The sequence below is a fragment of the Streptomyces sp. NPDC005408 genome (assembly GCF_040606445.1).
GTDB lineage: Bacteria > Actinomycetota > Actinomycetes > Streptomycetales > Streptomycetaceae > Streptomyces.
In genome coordinates this window covers 39,018-56,966 of the sequence record NZ_JBEXEX010000016.1, presented here as the reverse complement: position 1 = coordinate 56,966, position 17,949 = coordinate 39,018, and the positions used below count along the sequence as shown (strand labels likewise).

Genomic DNA, 17,949 nt, shown 5'->3' with positions numbered 1-17,949 from the left:
TGCCTGGGCCCCTCTGCCCATGACCGCATGGATCCTTTTGCGTCGCCAGCCGAGGAGACGGGGCCTGGCCGCCGGGCCCGAGTGAGCAGAAGGGCCCGCGGCCGGTACTGGCCGCGGGCCCTTCAAGGCTCTGTCTGAGGGCTGACGTCAGCCCATGAACTTCTTGAACTCGTCCGGCAGTTCGAAGTCCTTGCCCTGCTCACCGGCCGGCAGCCCGAACGCCCCGCCCTGCGCCGCCTGCTCGCGGCGGGCCGCTGCCGCCTGCTCATCGGCCTTGCGCTTCATCGGGTTGCCGCTCTTGCGCTTGCCCTTGGCCTGCTTGATCTGCTTCTTCTGGCGGCCGGGGCCGCCACCCATGCCCGGCATGCCGGGCATACCCGGCATCCCGCCGCCCTGGGCCATCCTCGACATCATCTTGCGGGCCTCGAAGAACCGCTCCACCAGGCTCTTCACGGCGCTGACCTCGACGCCCGAACCCTTGGCGACACGGGCCCGGCGCGAGCCGTTGATGATCGTCGGGTCCTGGCGCTCGGCCGGGGTCATCGACTTGATGATCGCGGCGGTACGGTCCACTTCCCGCTCGTCGATGTTGTTGATCTGGTCCTTGATCTGGCCCATCCCGGGCAGCATCCCGAGCAGCTTGGAGATGGAACCCATCTTCCTGACCTGCTCCATCTGGGCCAGGAAGTCGTCGAGCGTGAAGTCCTTGCCCTGACTGCTCGCCAGCTTGGAGGCCATCTTGGCGGCCTCTTCCTGGCTGAAGGTCTGCTCGGCCTTCTCGATCAGGCTGAGCATGTCGCCCATGCCGAGGATGCGGGACGCCATGCGGTCCGGGTGGAACGCGTCGAAGTCGTCCAGCTTCTCGCCGTTGGAGGCGAACATGATCTGGCGGCCGGTGACATGCGCGATGGAGAGCGCGGCACCACCGCGGGCGTCGCCGTCGAGCTTGGAGAGCACCACGCCGTCGAAGCCGACGCCGTCGCGGAAGGCCTCCGCGGTGTTGACCGCGTCCTGACCGATCATCGCGTCGACGACGAAGAGGACCTCGTCGGGGCTGACGGCGTCGCGGATGTCCGCGGCCTGCTGCATCAGCTCCTGGTCGATGCCGAGGCGGCCGGCGGTGTCGACGATGACGACGTCGTACTGCTTGGCCTTCGCGTGCTCGACGGAGTCCTTGGCGACCTTGACCGGGTCGCCGGCGCCGTTGCCCGGCTCCGGCGCGTAGACCGCGACGCCCGCGCGCTCGGCGACGACGGCGAGCTGGTTGACCGCGTTGGGACGCTGCAGGTCGGCGGCGACAAGCAGCGGCGAGTGGCCCTGGCCCTTGAGCCAGAGGCCCAGCTTTCCGGCGAGCGTGGTCTTACCGGCACCCTGGAGACCCGCGAGCATGATCACGGTCGGCGGCTGCTTGGCGAAGCGCAGCCGGCGCGTCTCGCCACCGAGGATGCCGATGAGCTCCTCGTTGACGATCTTGATGACCTGCTGGGCCGGGTTCAGTGCCTGGGAGACCTCGGCACCGGTCGCGCGTTCCTTGATCTGCTTGATGAAGGCGCGGACGACGGGCAGCGCCACGTCCGCCTCGAGCAGCGCGATACGGATCTCGCGCGCCGTGGCGTCGATGTCCGCCTCGGACAGGCGGCCCTTGCCCCGGAGGTTCTTGAATGTCGCGGCAAGGCGGTCGGAGAGGGTGTCGAACACGGTGGTCGCGGATCCTCAGATGTCGGGAGCGGGCGGACAGTGTCCCCCAGGGTATCCGGCCGCGCGCGGTGGGGTCTGCCCCGTGGGGGGTCTCACAGTCAGGCGCGCAGTACCGCCTCCAGCGCACGGGCCGTCCTGGCCGCCTCCTCGGCAGGCAGTGGCGCCCCATCGGGACCGGTCACATAGAAGGCGTCGACGGCGTTCGAGCCGAGCGTGGAGACATGGGCGCTGCGCACCCGTACCGCCTCACCCTCCAGTGCCCGGCCGATCCGGTGCAGCAGCCCCGGCGCGTCCTGGGCACGGACCTCGATGACGGTGGCCAGGCTCGAACCGGCAGCGGCGACCGTGACCCGCGGCGGCGGTGCCTGCACCCCGCGGCGGCGCGGATAGGCGGCCTCCCGCTCGGCGAGCCTGGCCGGGATGTCGAGCGAGCCGTCCAGGGCTCGTACGAGATCGGCGCGCAGCCGGGCGGCCTGCGGCAGTGAGCCGTACTCCGCCGCGACCCGCCAGCTCAGCAGGAGTACGCCGGAAGTGCCGCCGAGTTCGCTCGGCAGGTCGATCGAGCTCAGGTCGGCGGCGCGGACGGTCAGCCGGTGCAGGGCGAGGACTCCGGCCGCGGCGGGCAGTACGCCCGGCTGGTCGGGCAGCGCGATCAGCAGCTCGACGCCGACGGGTTCGGGTTCCTCCCCCGCGGGCTGCTCGGTCTGGGCGTGCAGCGCCAGTACGGGTTCGCCGATGCGCAGCGCCTCGATGGCGAGTCGTTCCTGTTCGGCGCTGGGAGCGGCGGGCTCCGGCTCGGCCGGGACGTTGCCGGCGAGGACCGCGGCGACCCGTTTGACCAGGTCGGCCACGAGCGAGCCGCGCCAGGAGGACCAGGCGGCGGGCCCGGTGGCGAGCGCGTCGGCCTCGGTGAGGGCGTGCAGCAGCTCCAGGGTGCTAGCCGAACCCACGACCTCGGCGACGGAGGCGACCGTCGCGGGGTCGTCCAGATCGCGCCGGGTGGCCGTTTCGATCAGCAGCAGGTGGTGGCGTACGAGGGTGGCGATGACGGCCACGTCGCCGCGGTCGAATCCGATGCGGGCGGCCACGTCCCGTGCGATGGTCTCCCCGGCCACCGAGTGGTCGCCGGGCCAGCCCTTGCCGATGTCGTGCAGCAGGGCGGCGATCAGCAGCAGGTCGGGGCGGCCGACGCGGCGGGTCAGCGACGATGCCTTGACCGCCGCCTCGACGAGATGCCGGTCGACGGTCCAGGTGTGTACGGCATTGCGCTGCGGCCGGCACCGTACGCGCTCCCAGTCGGGCAGCAGCCGGGTGATCAGGCCCTCGGCCTCCAGCGCCTCCCACACCCCGACCGTCGACTCCCCCGCGCCGAGCAGGGTGATGAGCTCTTCGCGGGCCTCGGCGGGCCAGGGCACGGGCAGCGGCCGGGTGGTGGTCGCAAGGCGCCGCACGGCGTGCAGCGAGATCGGCAGGCCGGACTGGGCGGCCGCCGCGGCGGCCCGCAGCGGCAGCACGGGGTCGCGCTCGGGCTTGGCGGCGCGGGCGAGCACCACCTCGCCGTCCTGCTCGACGACGCCTTCGGCGAGCGGGGTGCGCTCGGGCTCCGGGCGACGGCCGCCACCGAGCATGGCCCGCAGCCGGGGGCGCATGGAACGCGACCTGAGCACCCGGTTCACCTCGCGCCAGGTGACATCGGTGGCGTACGAGACCGTGCGCGCCGCCTCGTACACCTGGCGCAGCAGCGCGTCGGCGTCCAGCAGGCCCAGCTCGGCGGCGACCTGGTCCTGCTCCTGCAGTGCGAGGCGGTCGGTGGCCCGCCCGGTCGTCAGATGCAGCGCGTCGCGGGCGTCAAGCAGCGTCCGGCGCGCCTCGGCGAGCCCTTCGCGCGGCGCGTCGGCGAGCCAGGAGGCGGCGACGGCGCGCAGCGCGGTGGCGTCCCGCAGCCCGCCGCGCGCCTCTTTCAGGTCGGGCTCCAGGAGGAACTGCAACTCGCCCTGGCGCTCGGCCCGTTCACGGCAGAGCTCGTCCAGCTCGGGCAGCCGCTTGGGGGCCTGGTTGCGCCAGTCGGCCAGTACGGCGGTGCGCAGCCCGGCGACCAGACCCAGATCGCCCCCGACGGGGCGCGCGTCAAGGAGACCCAGCTGCACCTTGAGGTCCTCGCCCGCGGTCTTGCGGGCCTCGCCCGGAGTGCGTACGGAGTGGTCGAGTGCGAGCCCCAAGTCCCACACCGGGTACCAGATCCGGTCCGCCAGCCCGGCGAGAGAGCGCGCGTCGGCGCTTCCGTCGTGCAGCAGGAGCAGATCGAGGTCGCTGCGCGGGGAGAGCTCGCCGCGTCCGTAGCCGCCGACGGCGACGAGCGCCGCGCCCCGCACCTTCGCCTCCAGGCAGGCGGTGGTGAACAGCGCGGACAGCCACTCGTCGGTCAGCTTGGCCAGAGCAGCACGGCGCGGCGGCCCGGACTGCTCCTTCTCGTTGAGAAGGCGCAGCCGGGCCGCCGCATAGCCGCTGGGTCCCGAGTCTTCCGCTTCGGTGGTCACTTCGAGGCTCGTCACCCAGCAGCTCCTGTTCTGTCAGCGGTCCGCGACTCAGAGGGCGTCGGGGCCGCGCTCGCCGGTCCGCACCCGTACCGCCGTGTCGACCGCGACGCTCCAGACCTTGCCGTCGCCGATCTTGCCGGTACGGGCCGCCTTGACGACGACATCGATGAGCTGTTCGGCGTCGTCGTCCTCGACCAGTACTTCGATACGGATCTTGGGCACCAGGTCGACGGTGTACTCCGCGCCCCGGTAGACCTCGGTGTGACCGCGCTGGCGGCCGTATCCGCTGGCCTCCGTGACCGTGAGGCCCTGGACGCCGAAGGCCTGCAGGGCCTCCTTGATCTCGTCCAGCCGGTGTGGCTTCACGACTGCGGTGATGAGCTTCATGCGTCCACCTTCTTGTTCTCAGCAGCTGCCACGGTGTCGGCCGGCGCAGGCACGGCCTTGCGGGAGCCGGCGCCGCCGCCCGCACCGCTGAAGTCGTACGCCGTCTCGGCGTGCTCGTCCTGGTCGATTCCGGAGACCTCGACGTCCTCGTCCACCCGCATACCGATGGTCTTGTCGAGGAGGAAGGCGAGGATCGCCGATGCCACCAGAGAGTAGGCCAGCACGGCGCCGACACCGATGGCCTGCTTGCCGAGCTGGTCGAGGCCGCCGCCGTAGAAGAGGCCCTTGGCGTCGGACTGGACGCCGCCGGTGGCGAAGAAGCCGATGAGGAGGGAGCCGGCGACACCGCCGACGAGGTGGACGCCGACGACGTCGAGGGAGTCGTCGTAGCCGAACTTGAACTTCAGGCCGACAGCCACGGCGCACAGCACACCGGCGATGGCGCCGACGGCGATCGCACCGAGCGGGCTGACGGCGCCGCCCGACGGGGTGATGGCGACCAGGCCGGCGACCGCGCCGGAGGCGGCACCGAGCGTGGTGAACGCACCGTGGCGGATCTTCTCGTACGCGAGCCAGGCGAGCATCGCGGCGGCCGTGGCGACCTGGGTGTTGACGAACATCACCGCGCCGACGCCGTCGTCGTTGCCCAGCCAGGAACCGGCGTTGAAGCCGAACCAGCCGAACCACAGCAGACCGGCGCCGAGCATCACCAGCGGCAGGCTGTGCGGCCGCATCGGGTCCTTCTTGAAGCCGACCCGCTTGCCGATGACCAGGATCACGCCGAGGGCCGCGGCACCGGCGTTGATGTGGACGGCGGTACCACCTGCGAAGTCGATGACACCGAGCTCGAAGAGCCAGCCGCCCGCGCCCCACACCCAGTGCGCGACCGGGAAGTACACGACGGTGACCCACAGCGCGATGAACAGCGCCCAGGCGGTGAACTTGACGCGGTCGGCGAGCGCACCGCTTATCAGCGCGGGCGTGATGATCGCGAACATCAGCTGGAAGACGGCGAAGACGTACACCGGGATGGTGTAGCCGTCCCACAGCTGGGTGAGGCCGAGGCCGCTCAGTCCGACAAAGTCGGAGGTCCAGCCGATGAAGCCGCCCTTGTCGGTGCCGAACGCGGCGCTGAATCCGTACAGCACCCACAGGATCGTGACGATCCCGAGGCTGATGAAGCTCATCATCAGCATGTTCAGGGTGGACTTGACCCGGACCATGCCTCCGTAGAAGAAGGCCAGGCCCGGAGTCATGATCATCACCAGAGCGGAGCAGATGAGCATGAAGCCGGTGTTGGCTGCAGACAGCGTCGGAGTGTCTGCTGCAAGGGTCGAGATGCCTGGGGGCATCGGCGTCTCCTCGTCGTCGGTGCGGCCGCGTGCGGGCGAAACCTGAGCGGAAGGGCGGGCCGGTTATGCGCCCTGAGATTGGCCCAATGCGGTTTCCGTCGATGCCGCACGATGTTTCGCCGCAGTGACGAAGAGGTCCGGCGTGTTACACCGCCATGAACTACGGGGTCACGAGTACGTAACGGGAGTACCCTCTGCCCACGTCACGGGTCACCGGAAAACAGCCTCATGAGCCACCCCGCAGAACCGGCCGCGACGTCACCCGGCTGACCTGGCGGCGGGGGAGCCGAGTCGGGCATTTCGGGGGAGCGTCGCGGCCGGGGCCTGGTGGCAACCGCCCTCTCAGACCGCTTCTGCGGTCTCGGGCAGCTGGGATGTGAGCTGGTCGGTGAAGTGGGCGACCTCGGCGACGTCACCGAAGTCCCGGGCCGCCGTGTCCACGGTCTTGCGCAGCCGGGTGTTGACCCGCTCGGAGCGGACCCGCTTGGCGACCTTCAGCGCCTGCCCCGCCAGGGCCGTCGACTCCTCGGGCTCCCTCTTGAGCAGATGGACGGTGGCCATGCCGATCAGATTGAGTGCGTACGAACGCTGGTGCTCCTCGTCCTTGCCGAAGAGCTCCACGGCGCGCTCCATGACCGGCTCGGCGAGCGAGGCGTACGTGGGGCTGCGGCCCGCCACATAGGCCAGATCGCGGTACGAGTGTGCGTTTTCGCCATTGAGCTCGGCCTCGGAGAAGAAGCGCATCCAGTCGGGCTCGGGCTCGCCGTCGAGACCGGCGTCGGCGAAGGTGTCCTCGGCCATCCGGACGGCCCGCTTGCACTTGCTGGGCTGGCCCATATTGGCGTAGGCGCGGGCCTCCATCGCATACAGCATCGCCTGGGTGCGCGGAGTCGCGCAGTCCCGGCTGCCGTACTGCGCGAGATGCACGAGCTCCAGAGCGTCGTCGGGCCGCCCGAGGTGGATCATCTGGCGGCTCATGGAGGACAGGATGTACGAGCCGAGGGGCTTGTCGGCCGCCTCCTTGGCGGCGTGCAGCGCGAGCACGAAGTACTTCTGCGCAGTGGGCTGGAGGCCGACGTCGTAACTCATCCAGCCGGCCAGCTCGGCGAGCTCGGCGGCACACTTGAACAGCCGCTGGGCGGTGGCCTCGGGCTGCGGCTCCTGCAACAGGTCGGTGACCTCGTGCAGTTGACCGACGACGGCCTTGCGGCGCAGTCCGCCGCCGCACTGGGCGTCCCACTGGCGGAACATCGCGGTGGTCGACTCCAGCAGATCGAGCTCGGGCTTGGAGAGCCGCGAGGACCTGCGCAGGGCGGACGGCGGCTCGGGCGCTCCCGGCTCGCTTCCCGGGGAGGGCACCAGCCAGCGCTGCATCGGCTCGACGAGGGCGGGGCCCGCTGCCAGGGCGAGCGAGGTGCCGAGGAAGCCGCGCCGCGCCAGCATCAGATCGCTGCGCGAGAACTCGCTGAGGAGCGCGACGGTCTGCGGGCCCGCCCAGGGGAGGTCGACCCCGGACACCGACGGTGACTGGTGCGCCGTGCGCAGACCGAGATCCTCGATCGCGACGACACTGCCGAAGCGCTCGGAGAACAGCTCGGAGAGGATGCGCGGGATCGGCTCGCGCGGCTGTTCGCCGTCGAGCCAGCGCCGTACCCGTGAGGTGTCGGTGCTGATGTGGTGTGCGCCCATCTGGCGCGCCCGGCGGTTCACTTGGCGCGCCAGCTCGCCCTTCGACCAACCGCTGCGCACGAACCACGAGCTCAACTGCTCGTTCGGGCGCTTGCCGGTATCCGTACCGCCTGCGCCGGTGCCACCCACTCGATTGCTCCCATCCGCTGAAAGCCTTGTCGCCCGAACCCTTACCAGAATGCCGTGAGTTGAGGCTCTCTGTATCGAGGTTGCGCCCTATCGAACAGGAAACCGAGTTGCCTCCGGCATACCCGCGGGTGCGCAGAACTCCAGGGCTCGTGTACTGAAAGTAATCCTACGATCACCCCTCTAGCGAGGGCGATTCCAGAAACGCCACCATTCGCCACCCCTTCGAATGAACTCCCCTGCTGTCAGGCGCGATTCACTTGACAGGCGACGATCAGGAGTGAGCGGAGCGGTGCACGCACAGGCGCGCGACCCGGTCCGCACCACCCCTCCCGCCACTGTGCGCCGCCGGACCTTCACTGGTTGCGACGCAGTGTCACGAGGAGACTTCGGGTCGTAACCACCGGCGATTCCGACCCGTTGGAGGGGGCATGGGCTTCACGATCGGCGGCAGCCGGGGGATCAGGGAGATCAGGCCCGGTTCACGGCGCCGTGCCCGCACCACGGAGTGCACCGTGGTGGCGGAGTACACGGGACTGTGGGGCTGGGACGTGACGCCGGGCGCGCGAGCGGCTTCCGGCGAGTGTTCGTGCGGCGCGGCGGACTGCGCGTCCCCGGGGGCCCATCCGCTCGGCTTCGCCCCCGAGGTCCCCGCGGGCGCGACGGTGGACGAGGTCACCAAGGCGTGGGCGGAGGTACCGGGCGCGGCGCTGCTGCTGCCGGTCGGCCGCAGCTTCGACATCCTGGACGTCGCCGCGCCGGCGGGCCGCCGGGCGCTGGTGCGCCTGGAGCGGATGGGCCTGCCGCTCGGCCCGGTGACGGCAACCCCGGACGGGCGCTGCCAGTTCTTCGTGGCGCCGGGCGCCGCCGATGAACTCCCGCAGCTGCTCTACCGGATGGGCTGGGACGACGCGGACCTGGACCTGCACTGCCTGGGCCCGGGCGCGCACATCACGGCCCCGCCGTCGGACCACGCGGGCCTGGGCCCGGTGAGCTGGCTGCGCCCACCGTCCCTGGACACGGCGGCGGCGCCACCGGAGGCGCGGTTGCTGCTGGGCACGCTGGCGTACGTCTGCCACCGTTCCTGAACCAAGGGCTCCGCCCCGGACCCCGTCGCCGCCGAGGGCGTACCGGGATCCGGGGCGGAGCCCGGGCTAACAGCTAGGTCCTGTCCGGTCGATCAGGCCGGATCAGTGAGCGGCCCGCCGCGGAGCGGCTGATGTCACTGCGGTGCGTGGGGGCACCTCCCGTGCCCGAAGGGCTACGGGGGAGTGCGCGCCAGGGCACGCGAGCCCGGCAGATCGGCCGGACAGGGCCTAGTCGCCGATCAGCGCGTCCACGAAAGCGTCCGGCTCGAACGGCGCCAAGTCGTCCGGACCCTCACCCAGGCCCACCAGCTTCACCGGTACGCCCAGTTCGCGCTGGACCGCGACCACGATGCCGCCCTTGGCCGTGCCGTCCAGCTTGGTCAGCACGATGCCGGTGATGTCCACGACCTCCGCGAACACGCGCGCCTGCACCAGGCCGTTCTGACCCGTCGTGGCGTCCAGGACCAGCAGGATCTCGTCCAGCGGGCCGTGCTTCTCGACGACGCGCTTGACCTTGCCGAGCTCGTCCATCAGGCCCGTTTTGGTGTGCAGCCGGCCCGCCGTGTCGATCAGTACGACGTCCGCGCCCTCGGCAATGCCTTCCTTGACCGCGTCGAACGCGACCGACGCCGGGTCGCCGCCCTCGGGGCCGCGCACCGTGCGCGCGCCGACCCGCTCGCCCCAGGTCTGGAGCTGGTCCGCGGCCGCCGCGCGGAACGTGTCCGCCGCGCCGAGCACCACGGAACGGCCGTCCGCGACGAGCACCCGCGCCAGCTTGCCGGTCGTGGTGGTCTTTCCGGTGCCGTTGACACCGACGACCATGACGACGCCCGGGGTGTCCAGACCGCTCTCGGTCTTCACCGCGCGGTCGAAGTCGGTCCCGAGGAGATGCAGCAGCTCCTCGCGGAGCAGCCCGCGCAGCTCGTCGGGCGTACGCGTGCCGAGCACCTTCACCCGCTCGCGCAGCCGCTCGACCAGCTCCTGGGTCGGCGCGACGCCGACGTCCGCGGTGAGCAGGGTGTCCTCGATCTCCTCCCAGGTCTCCTCGTCGAGGTGCTCACGCGACAGGAGCGTGAGCAGCCCCTTGCCGAGGGAGTTCTGGGAGCGGGCGAGACGGGCGCGCAGCCGGATGAGGCGGCCTGCGGTCGGCTCGGGAATCTCGATCTCGGGGGCGAGGGGCTCCTCGACGACGACGGGAGCCGTGGCTCCTGTGGTGTCGGGGAGGTCGACCTCCTCGATCGTGCGGCGCGGCTCCTCGACCGTCGGGGCGGCGTCCTCACCGACCTGAGGCTCGGCGGGCGGGGCAGTGATGGTCGGCGTGCTCGACGGTGCCGAGGGCGGCAGCTGCTTCTTCTTGCGGCTGCTGACCACGAGCCCGCTGATCGCGCCGACCGCGACCAGGGCGATGACTACAGCAAGGATGACGATGTCCATAACCCGTCCAGTATGCGTGACCTCACGGATGGCCGTTCGTTCCCGCTGCAGGGCTGCTGCCGATGGTGCTGACGGGCGCGGTGACGGCGGTCTCCGCCCCGGTCCTGGGCGGCGCGAGCGACCCGGTGGGCCCTTCGGCGTACATACGACGGCGGCCGGGTCCGCCCAGAACCCGAGACCGCCTCTCTATCCATCTGACGCAACGTCAGCTACCGTCCCTCTTCGCCGTGCTCATACGCAGCGAAGGGGGACGTTTCCCATGGCCTTCACGGTCGCCCGCTTCAATCTCGTCGATCCCGACGCGACGCCAGAGACCCTCGCGGCCCGCTATCGCGCCGCCCTGGAGATGGCCGCGTACGCCGACGACCGCGGCATCGACACCATCCAGACCGAGGAGCACCACGGCGCCGGCAACAACTGGCTGCCCTCCCCCTTCGTCTTCGCCGGAGCGGTCCTCGGCTCCACCCGCCGTGTCGCGGTGACCGTCTCCGCGATCATCGGCCCGCTCTACGATCCGCTGCGGCTGGCGGAGGACATCGCCGTACTCGATCTGATCGGCAAAGGTCGGCTGGTCACGGTCGCGGGCATCGGCTACCGGCCCGAGGAGTACGAGGCCCACGGCGTCGACTGGGGCAGGCGCGGCAAGCTCCAGGACCTGCTCCTGGAGACCCTCCTCAAGGCGTGGACCGGCGAGCCCTTCACGTACCAGGGCCGCACGGTACGGGTCACCCCGCGCCCGTACACCCAGCCGCACCCCCTGCTGCTCGTCGGCGGCTCCTCGCAGGCCGCGGCACGGCGCGCCGCCCGCCTCGGGCTGCCGTTCTTCCCGAGCGCGCATCTGCCGGAACTGGAGGCGTACTACCAGGAGAGGCTCGCCGAATACGGCACCGAGGGCTGGACCATGATGCCCGCCGAGAAGACACCGCTCCTGCACGTCTCCGAGGACCCGGACCGCACCTGGGCCGAGTACGGCAAACACTTCCTGCACGAGGCTCAGATGTACGCCTCGTGGCAGTCGAAGGACATCCGCTCGGCGGTGAAGTCCACGGCCACCACGGTCGACGAGCTCCGCGCCGAGGGCGTGTACCGGATCGTCACGCCGGACGAGTGCGTGGCGCTGGGCGCCGAGAGTCTCGTACTGCACCCGCTGTGCGGCGGCATGCCGGTGGACGAGGGCTGGCGCAGCCTTCAGCTGCTGTGCGAACACGTACTGCCCCGGCTCACTGGGTGAGCCGGGGCAGTTCCGTGGTGAGGAGAGGGGCAGCGGGGATTAGCCCATCTCCTCCAACGCCTTGCCCTTGGTCTCCTTCACGAACAAGAGCACGAAGGGGATCGAGAGCACGGCGAAGAATGTGTAGATCATGTACGTGCCCGAGAGGTTCCAGTCCGAGAGGCTCGGGAAGCTCGCGGTGATGGCCCAGTTGGCGATCCACTGCGCGGAGGCGGCGACGCCCAGCGCCGCGGCGCGGATCCGGTTGGGGAACATCTCGCCCAGGAAGACCCAGACCACAACGCCCCAGGAGAGGGCGAAGAAGAGCACGAAGACATGTGCGGCGACCAGGGCGACGACGCCCTGGGTGGTGGGCAGCTTGCCGTCGACGAGATCGGCGGAGAAGGCCCAGGCTTCGACGGCGAGCGCAATCGCCATACCGGCCGAGCCGACGAGCGCGAGCGGGCGGCGGCCGATCCTGTCGACCAGGAGCATCGCGATCACGGTGCCGATGATGTTGATGATCGACGTGGTGAAGGAGTAGAGGAACGAGTCGGTCGGGTCGATGCCGACGGACTGCCACAGCGTCGAGGAGTAGTAGAACGCGACATTGATGCCGACGAGCTGCTGGAAGACCGAGAGCCCGATGCCGACCCAGACGATGGGCAGGAAGCCGAAACGGCTGCCCAGCAGGTCGTTGAAGGTCGACTTGTGCTCGCTGCGCATCGCATGGTCGATCTCGGCGACGCGGGCGTCCAGGTCGATGCCCCGGCCCTCGACCTCGCTCAGGACCTCCTTCGCGCTGTCGACCTTGCCGACGGAGATCAGGAAGCGCGGCGACTCGGGAATCGCGAAGGACAGCAGTCCGTAGATCACCGCGGGCACCACCATGACGCCGAGCATCCACTGCCAGGCCTCGATCCCGCCGATCTCGCCGCGCTGCTCACCGTCGGCGAGGTGCAGGATGCCGTAGTTCACCAGCTGGGAGATGGCGATGCCGATGACGATCGCCGCCTGCTGGAAGGAGGCGAGCCGGCCGCGGTAGGCGGCCGGAGAGACCTCGGCGATATAGGCCGGGCCGATGACCGATGCCATGCCGATGGCGAAGCCGCCGATGATGCGCCAGAAGGCGAGGTCCCAGAGGGCGAAGGGGAGGGAGGAGCCGATCGCGCTGATGGTGAAGAGCACGGCGGCGATCTGCATACAGCGGATGCGGCCGATGCGGTCGGCGATCCGGCCGGCGGTGGCGGCGCCGATGGCGCAGCCGATCAGGGCGATCGCGATGACCTGGGCGAGCGTTCCGGAGCCGATGTCGTAGCGGTCCCGGATGGCTTCGACGGCGCCGTTGATGACCGAGCTGTCGTAACCGAAGAGGAAGCCGCCCATCGCGGCGGCGGCCGTGATGAAGATGACATGCCCGAGGTGTTCGGGGTGGGCCTCACGGGCCCCCGATGCCGGCGGTGGCTGCGCGGTGCTGGTCACGTGTACTCCTGGGGCCGTCCGGCAGCGTCGCCGTTGGGCGTGGGGGGCGAGCCCTTCAAGTGGCGCACAACAAGCCGACGCCCACCACTTGAAGGTAAAAGCAACGTTGCAGAGACTATTCCTTCAAGTTTCGAAGTCAAGAGGGGCCCTGCAGGAATCCAAGCAGCAGGCGATTGGTGTTGAGTTCAAGTGTTGAAGAGGGGTCAGCGAAGGCGCTGGCTGATGACCTTGGAGACACCGTCACCCTGCATGGACACGCCGTACAGCGCGTCCGCGACCTCCATGGTCCGCTTCTGGTGCGTGATCACGATCAGCTGCGAGGACTCCTGGAGCTCCTGCATGATCCGGATCAGCCGCTGGAGGTTGGTGTCGTCCAGCGCCGCCTCGACCTCGTCCATGACATAGAACGGGCTCGGCCGGGCCTTGAAGATCGATACCAGCAGCGCCACGGCGGTCAGCGACCGCTCGCCGCCCGAGAGCAGCGAGAGCCTCTTCACCTTCTTGCCGGGCGGCCTGGCCTCGACGTCCACGCCCGTGGTGAGCATGTTGTCGGGATCGGTCAGAATCAGCCGACCCTCGCCGCCCGGGAAGAGGCGCGAGAAGACACCCTCGAACTCGCGGGCGGTGTCCCGGTACGCGTCGGTGAAGACCTGCTCGACGCGCTCGTCGACCTCCTTGATCACCTGAAGGAGGTCTGCCCGGGTCTTCTTCAGGTCCTCAAGCTGCTCGGAGAGGAACTTGTGCCGCTCCTCCAGTGCCGAGAACTCCTCGAGCGCGAGCGGATTCACCTTTCCGAGCTGCTGATAGGCCCGTTCGGCAGACTTGAGCCGCTTCTCCTGCTCACCGCGTACGAAAGGTTTCGGCAGGTTCCGCGGATGCTCGGGGTCCTCCGGCAGCTCCTCGCCCTCGGCGGGCGGTGACGGCGGCACCAGCTGGTCCGGCCCGTACTCCGCGATCAGCCCGGCCGGTTCGACGCCGAGCTCCTCCAGGGCCCTGGTCTCCAGCTGCTCGATACGCATCCGCTTCTCGGCCCCGAGCACCTCACCGCGGTGGACGGAGTCGGTCAGCTTGTCGAGTTCGCCCTTGAGGTCGCGCCCCTGGTTGCGGGCGGCGCTCAGGTCCCGTTCGCGCTCGGCCTTGGCCGCCTCGGCCGCGACCCGTTCTGCCTCGGCACGTACCAGTGAGACCTCGACATGCGCCAGCAGCTGGCGGGCGCCGCTCGCCACCGCGGAGGCGACCTCGGCCTCGTGGCGCAGCCGAGCGCGCCGCTGTTCGGCGCGTGCCCGTGCCTCGCGCTCGGCACGCGCGCCTCGGTCGAGGGAGTCCGCGCGTCCCGCGAGCCCCTTGACGCGCTCCTCGTGCGTACGGACCTGGAGGCGGGCCTCCATCTCGGTCTGGCGGGCGTTGGCGCCGTCGGCGGCGAGCCGGTCCCGTACATGCGTGTCGGGCTCCTCTTCGACCGGAGCCTCCTCGGCCACGAGCAGCCGCTCGGCCAGCTCCTCGGCCTCCTCGCGCGCCCGCTCCAGCGCCTCCTGCGCCCGGGCGGCGGCCGCGGTCGTCCGCTCGGCCTCGCCCGCGGCGCCGCGCGCCTGCCCGGCGAGCCGCCCCAGCTGCCCCGACACGGCCGACTTCTCGCGGTCGGCGGCCCGGCGGCGCTCCCCCAACTCCTCCACCAGCTCGGCGCATTCACTGCGGCGGGCCGCTGCCTGCTGCTGGGCCGCGGCGAGCTCCTCGCACTGGACGGCCAGCTCCTCCAGCTCGGCGGCGGCCTCGTCCACGGAGGCCTGCACCTCCAGCAGGCTGGGCGCACCGGCGGAGCCGCCCTGCGCGAAGTGCGCCCCGAGGACGTCTCCCTCGGCGGTCACGGCGGTGAGTTCGGGCCGCGAGTAGACCAGATCCTCGGCGTCCTCCAGCGTGCCGACGACGACCATGCCCTGGAGCAGCCTGCGCACGGCGGGCATCAGCTCGTCGGGCCCGCGCACCAGATCCGCCGCGTACGGAGGGCCGTCCGGACGCCGCTCGGACGCCACGGATTCCGGCGCGCCGCTCAGCAGTATCGCCGCGCGTCCGGCGTCGGTCTTGCGCAGCAGCCGCAGCGCCTCGGCCGCCGTCGCCGGGGTCGACACGGCCACCGCGTCCGCGGCCGCGCCCAGTGCCGCCGCGACCGGGACCTCGTAGCCGGGGGCCACCGTGAGCAGCTCGGACGCCGGCCCGAGCAGTCCGTTCAGCCGGTCCTTCGCGGCGAGCAGCGCGCCCGTGCCGTCCTTGCGGCGCAGGCCCAGGGCGAGGGCTTCGCGGCGGGCGGCCACGGCAGCGCGCTTGCGTTCGGCTCCGGTGAGGGCCTCGCGGGCCGCGCCGAGCGCCGCTTCGGCCTCGGCCAGTTCCCGCTTGGCGGCGTCGTGCTGCTCGCCGAGCGCGGAGTCATCGGCGTCGAGCCCGTCGACCTCGGCCTTGAGCTGCTCGTACTCCTCCTGGGCGGCGACGGCCCGCTCCTGGGCCTCGTCGCGTGCGGCGGCCAGCCGGTCGATCTCGGCCTGGGCCGATGCGGCCCGCGAACGGGCGGCGTTGACCTGCCCGTTGAGCCTGGCAAGACCCTCGCGCCGGTCGGCGATCGCCCGGGCGACGTCCTTGAGCCGCCGCTCCTCGACCGTCAGCTCCCGCTCCAGCTCGGCACGGTGGGCGACGGTGTCCTCCAGCGCCCGCTCGGCCGCCTCAAGAGCGGCTTCCAGCTCCGCCTCCTGCTCACGGATCCTGGCGGCCTCGCGCTCCATGTCCTCGGGGTCGCGGCCCCGCCGCTCGTCCGCGGGCGCCGCGCTCGCGCTCTTGACCCGCGCATCGGCCAGCGAGATCGTGCCGCGCACCCGCTCGGCCAGCTGGGAGAGCTCGTACCAGCTCTGCTGCGCCTGCTGCAGGCGCGGCGCGAGCCGCCGTACCTCGTCCTCCAGCTCCGCCTCGCGCGTGAGAGCGGCCTTGAGCTCCGCCTCGGCCGCGTCTTTACGTTCCTTCAGCGCGGCCTCGTCGGCGATCTCGCTGCGCAGCGCTTCCCGGAGCCGCATGAGATCGTCGGCGAGCAGCCGCAGCCGGGCGTCGCGCAGATCGGCCTGGATGACGGCGGCCCGCCGGGCAACGGCGGCCTGCCGCCCCAGCGGCTTGAGCTGGCGGCGCAGTTCGTCGGTCAGATCCTGTACGCGGGCGAGGTTGGCCTGCATCGCGTCCAGCTTCCGCAGCGCCTTCTCCTTGCGCTTGCGGTGCTTGAGTACGCCGGCGGCCTCCTCGATGAATGCCCTGCGTCCCATCGGGTCGGCGTGCAGTACGGAGTCGAGCTGGCCCTGGCCGACGATGACATGCATCTCGCGGCCGATGCCGGAGTCGGAGAGCAGCTCCTGGATGTCGAGGAGCCGGCAGGTGTCGCCGTTGAGCTGGTACTCACTGCCACCGTTGCGGAACATGATCCGCGTGATGGTGACTTCGGCGTAGTCGATGGGGAGCGCGCCGTCGGAGTTGTCGATGGTGAGAGAGACCTCGGCGCGGCCGAGCGGGGGCCGCCCGGTCGTCCCGGCAAAGATGACGTCCTCCATCTTGCCGCCGCGCAGCGACTTGGCCCCCTGCTCCCCCATGACCCAGGAAAGCGCGTCCACCACATTGGACTTGCCCGAACCGTTGGGGCCCACGACACAGGTGATGCCCGGCTCGAAGCGCAGCGTCGTGGCGGACGCGAAGGATTTGAACCCGCGCAGGGTCATGGCCTTGAGGTGCACGCAGCCGGACTCTACCCTTCGCTCTCGGTTTCACCTATGAAGGTGCAGGGCACATCAGACGGTAAGGGCGGGACTGTAAGGGGCGGGACAGGGGGCGCAAAAGAAAGAAGGGACGCCGAGGCGTCCCTTGCATATCTTGCGCGATGATTCTTCTCCAGCGATCGCCGTGCTCAGGTGAGCGCAGGCTCCGCCTGGGGTACGTCGATGTCGATGCCTTCAAGCAACGACTCTCCAGGGTGCTGAGCGACGGCAGCATTGAGCGCGTCATTCTCGGACTGGATCCGTACAAGCTCGGATTCGAGGTCCTGGACGCGCTGCTGAAGCCGTCGCATCTCGGCGAGGAGTCGCGGGTCGGAACCGCCGACGTAACCGAGAAGCGCCTTTGCCATGATGGATGGTCCTCCACACTGAGTGACCGACCGAAGCGGTGTGGGTCGTGAGGGATTCGCACCCGCGGTGCTCGGCAGTGCTTGTTAGTGCTTGATATGGCTGCGGTGCTTACTGCCAAACAGCTAAGGTGCGCGGGGCTTCCAGAGTCTCACCAAAAAGTTTGACGGTCAACACGATCACGCCCCGTATCGACGGGCAAACCCGGGGGCGTACGGCCGCGGAACGTGCGGCGAAGCCTCTGCAGCGGGGCCCAGGGGGCGTAGAGATCATCCTTACTGGCGCAGCCTGGCACGACAACCCCTTCTTGGCAACCACCAGGCAATTTCTGCCGGCGGCAGGTGCCCGGGGCATGCCCGCCCGACCGTCTTCCGCCGGGAATTGCGCGATGACCTCAGCGAATTGCGAAGCCGTCGTAGCCGCCGCGCGGGGTGTCCCAGATCTCAGTGACACCCTCGACCCGCCCGGGTGTGTCGTCCGAGCGCAGCCACTCCAGCAGACGGTGGCAATTCTCACGTGGACCTTCTGCCACAACCTGCACTCTGCCGTCGTCGAGATTCACGGCGAATCCCGTGATGCCGCCGATCTCCAATGCATTCGCCCTGGTGAACCAGCGGAAGCCCACTCCCTGTACTCGGCCGCGTACCCAGGCGGTGAGCCGTGCAACATCATTCATGCGTGCAAGGTAACTGGCCAATTGCTCACGGAGCACTTCACCCCCACGCGTCATGGCGTACAGTCCCGTCGGAATAAGCCTCACCCAATTGGGTGAGTCAGTTTGACGTTTGACCGTCGAGCTTC

General features: G+C 70.2%; 12 protein-coding genes. 2 read left to right on the top strand and 10 right to left on the bottom strand.

Annotation, left to right across the window (positions count from 1 at the left end; translation table 11 throughout):
• Nucleotides 1-147: 147 nt before the first annotated feature.
• From ffh to ABZS64_RS17450, 5 genes are all read right to left on the bottom strand, one after another.
• Complete coding sequence (gene ffh, locus ABZS64_RS17470) at nt 148-1,698, bottom strand: signal recognition particle protein (protein WP_355829763.1); 1,551 nt, start codon at nt 1,696-1,698, stop codon at nt 148-150.
• Between the two features lie 98 nt (nt 1,699-1,796).
• Nucleotides 1,797-4,250 (bottom strand): [protein-PII] uridylyltransferase, encoded by a 2,454-nt coding sequence (locus tag ABZS64_RS17465; protein WP_355829761.1) that lies wholly within the window; start codon nt 4,248-4,250, stop codon nt 1,797-1,799.
• A gap of 33 nt (nt 4,251-4,283) precedes the next feature.
• Nucleotides 4,284-4,622, bottom strand: a complete 339-nt coding sequence (locus ABZS64_RS17460; RefSeq protein WP_355829758.1) for a P-II family nitrogen regulator — start codon at nt 4,620-4,622, stop codon at nt 4,284-4,286.
• Nucleotides 4,619-5,974 (bottom strand): ammonium transporter, encoded by a 1,356-nt coding sequence (locus ABZS64_RS17455; RefSeq protein ID WP_355829755.1) that lies wholly within the window; start codon nt 5,972-5,974, stop codon nt 4,619-4,621. Before ABZS64_RS17455 ends, ABZS64_RS17460 begins: the two co-directional genes overlap by 4 nt.
• 342 nt (nt 5,975-6,316) lie before the next feature.
• Entirely contained in the window at nt 6,317-7,792 is a 1,476-nt protein-coding gene (locus tag ABZS64_RS17450; protein WP_355829753.1) for a hypothetical protein, read from the bottom strand.
• 428 nt (nt 7,793-8,220) lie between these two features.
• On the opposite strand from ABZS64_RS17450, the gene ABZS64_RS17445 reads away from it, so the two are divergent.
• Nucleotides 8,221-8,877 carry a bifunctional DNA primase/polymerase gene (locus ABZS64_RS17445; protein ID WP_355829751.1) on the top strand — a complete coding sequence of 219 codons (657 nt, stop codon included), beginning with the start codon at nt 8,221-8,223 and terminating at the stop codon, nt 8,875-8,877.
• A 228-nt stretch (nt 8,878-9,105) separates the two neighbouring features.
• Here the strand turns inward: ABZS64_RS17445 and ftsY are convergent, their stop codons facing one another.
• Nucleotides 9,106-10,311, bottom strand: a complete 1,206-nt coding sequence (gene ftsY / locus ABZS64_RS17440) for a signal recognition particle-docking protein FtsY (RefSeq protein WP_355829749.1) — start codon at nt 10,309-10,311, stop codon at nt 9,106-9,108.
• A 259-nt stretch (nt 10,312-10,570) separates the two neighbouring features.
• Between ftsY and ABZS64_RS17435 the strand changes: the two genes are divergently transcribed.
• Nucleotides 10,571-11,542: an LLM class flavin-dependent oxidoreductase gene (locus ABZS64_RS17435; RefSeq protein ID WP_355829746.1), complete on the top strand. Its 972-nt coding sequence runs from the start codon at nt 10,571-10,573 to the stop codon at nt 11,540-11,542.
• Nucleotides 11,543-11,581: 39 nt separating this feature from the next.
• On the opposite strand, the gene ABZS64_RS17430 is transcribed toward ABZS64_RS17435, so the two are convergent.
• From ABZS64_RS17430 to ABZS64_RS17415, 4 genes are all read right to left on the bottom strand, one after another.
• The gene (locus tag ABZS64_RS17430) at nt 11,582-13,003 is read right to left on the bottom strand and encodes a sugar porter family MFS transporter (protein WP_355829743.1); all 1,422 of its coding nucleotides are present in this window, start codon (nt 13,001-13,003) and stop codon (nt 11,582-11,584) included.
• Nucleotides 13,004-13,206: 203 nt separating this feature from the next.
• A complete protein-coding gene (smc, locus tag ABZS64_RS17425; protein ID WP_355829740.1) occupies nt 13,207-16,761 on the bottom strand; it encodes a chromosome segregation protein SMC in 3,555 nt (1,184 codons plus the stop codon).
• Between the two features lie 170 nt (nt 16,762-16,931).
• Nucleotides 16,932-17,150 carry a hypothetical protein gene (locus ABZS64_RS17420; protein ID WP_355829737.1) on the bottom strand — a complete coding sequence of 73 codons (219 nt, stop codon included), beginning with the start codon at nt 17,148-17,150 and terminating at the stop codon, nt 16,932-16,934.
• A gap of 392 nt (nt 17,151-17,542) precedes the next feature.
• Nucleotides 17,543-17,824, bottom strand: coding sequence for an acylphosphatase (locus ABZS64_RS17415; RefSeq protein ID WP_355829735.1), 282 nt, complete (start codon nt 17,822-17,824; stop codon nt 17,543-17,545).
• Nucleotides 17,825-17,949: the final 125 nt, after the last annotated feature.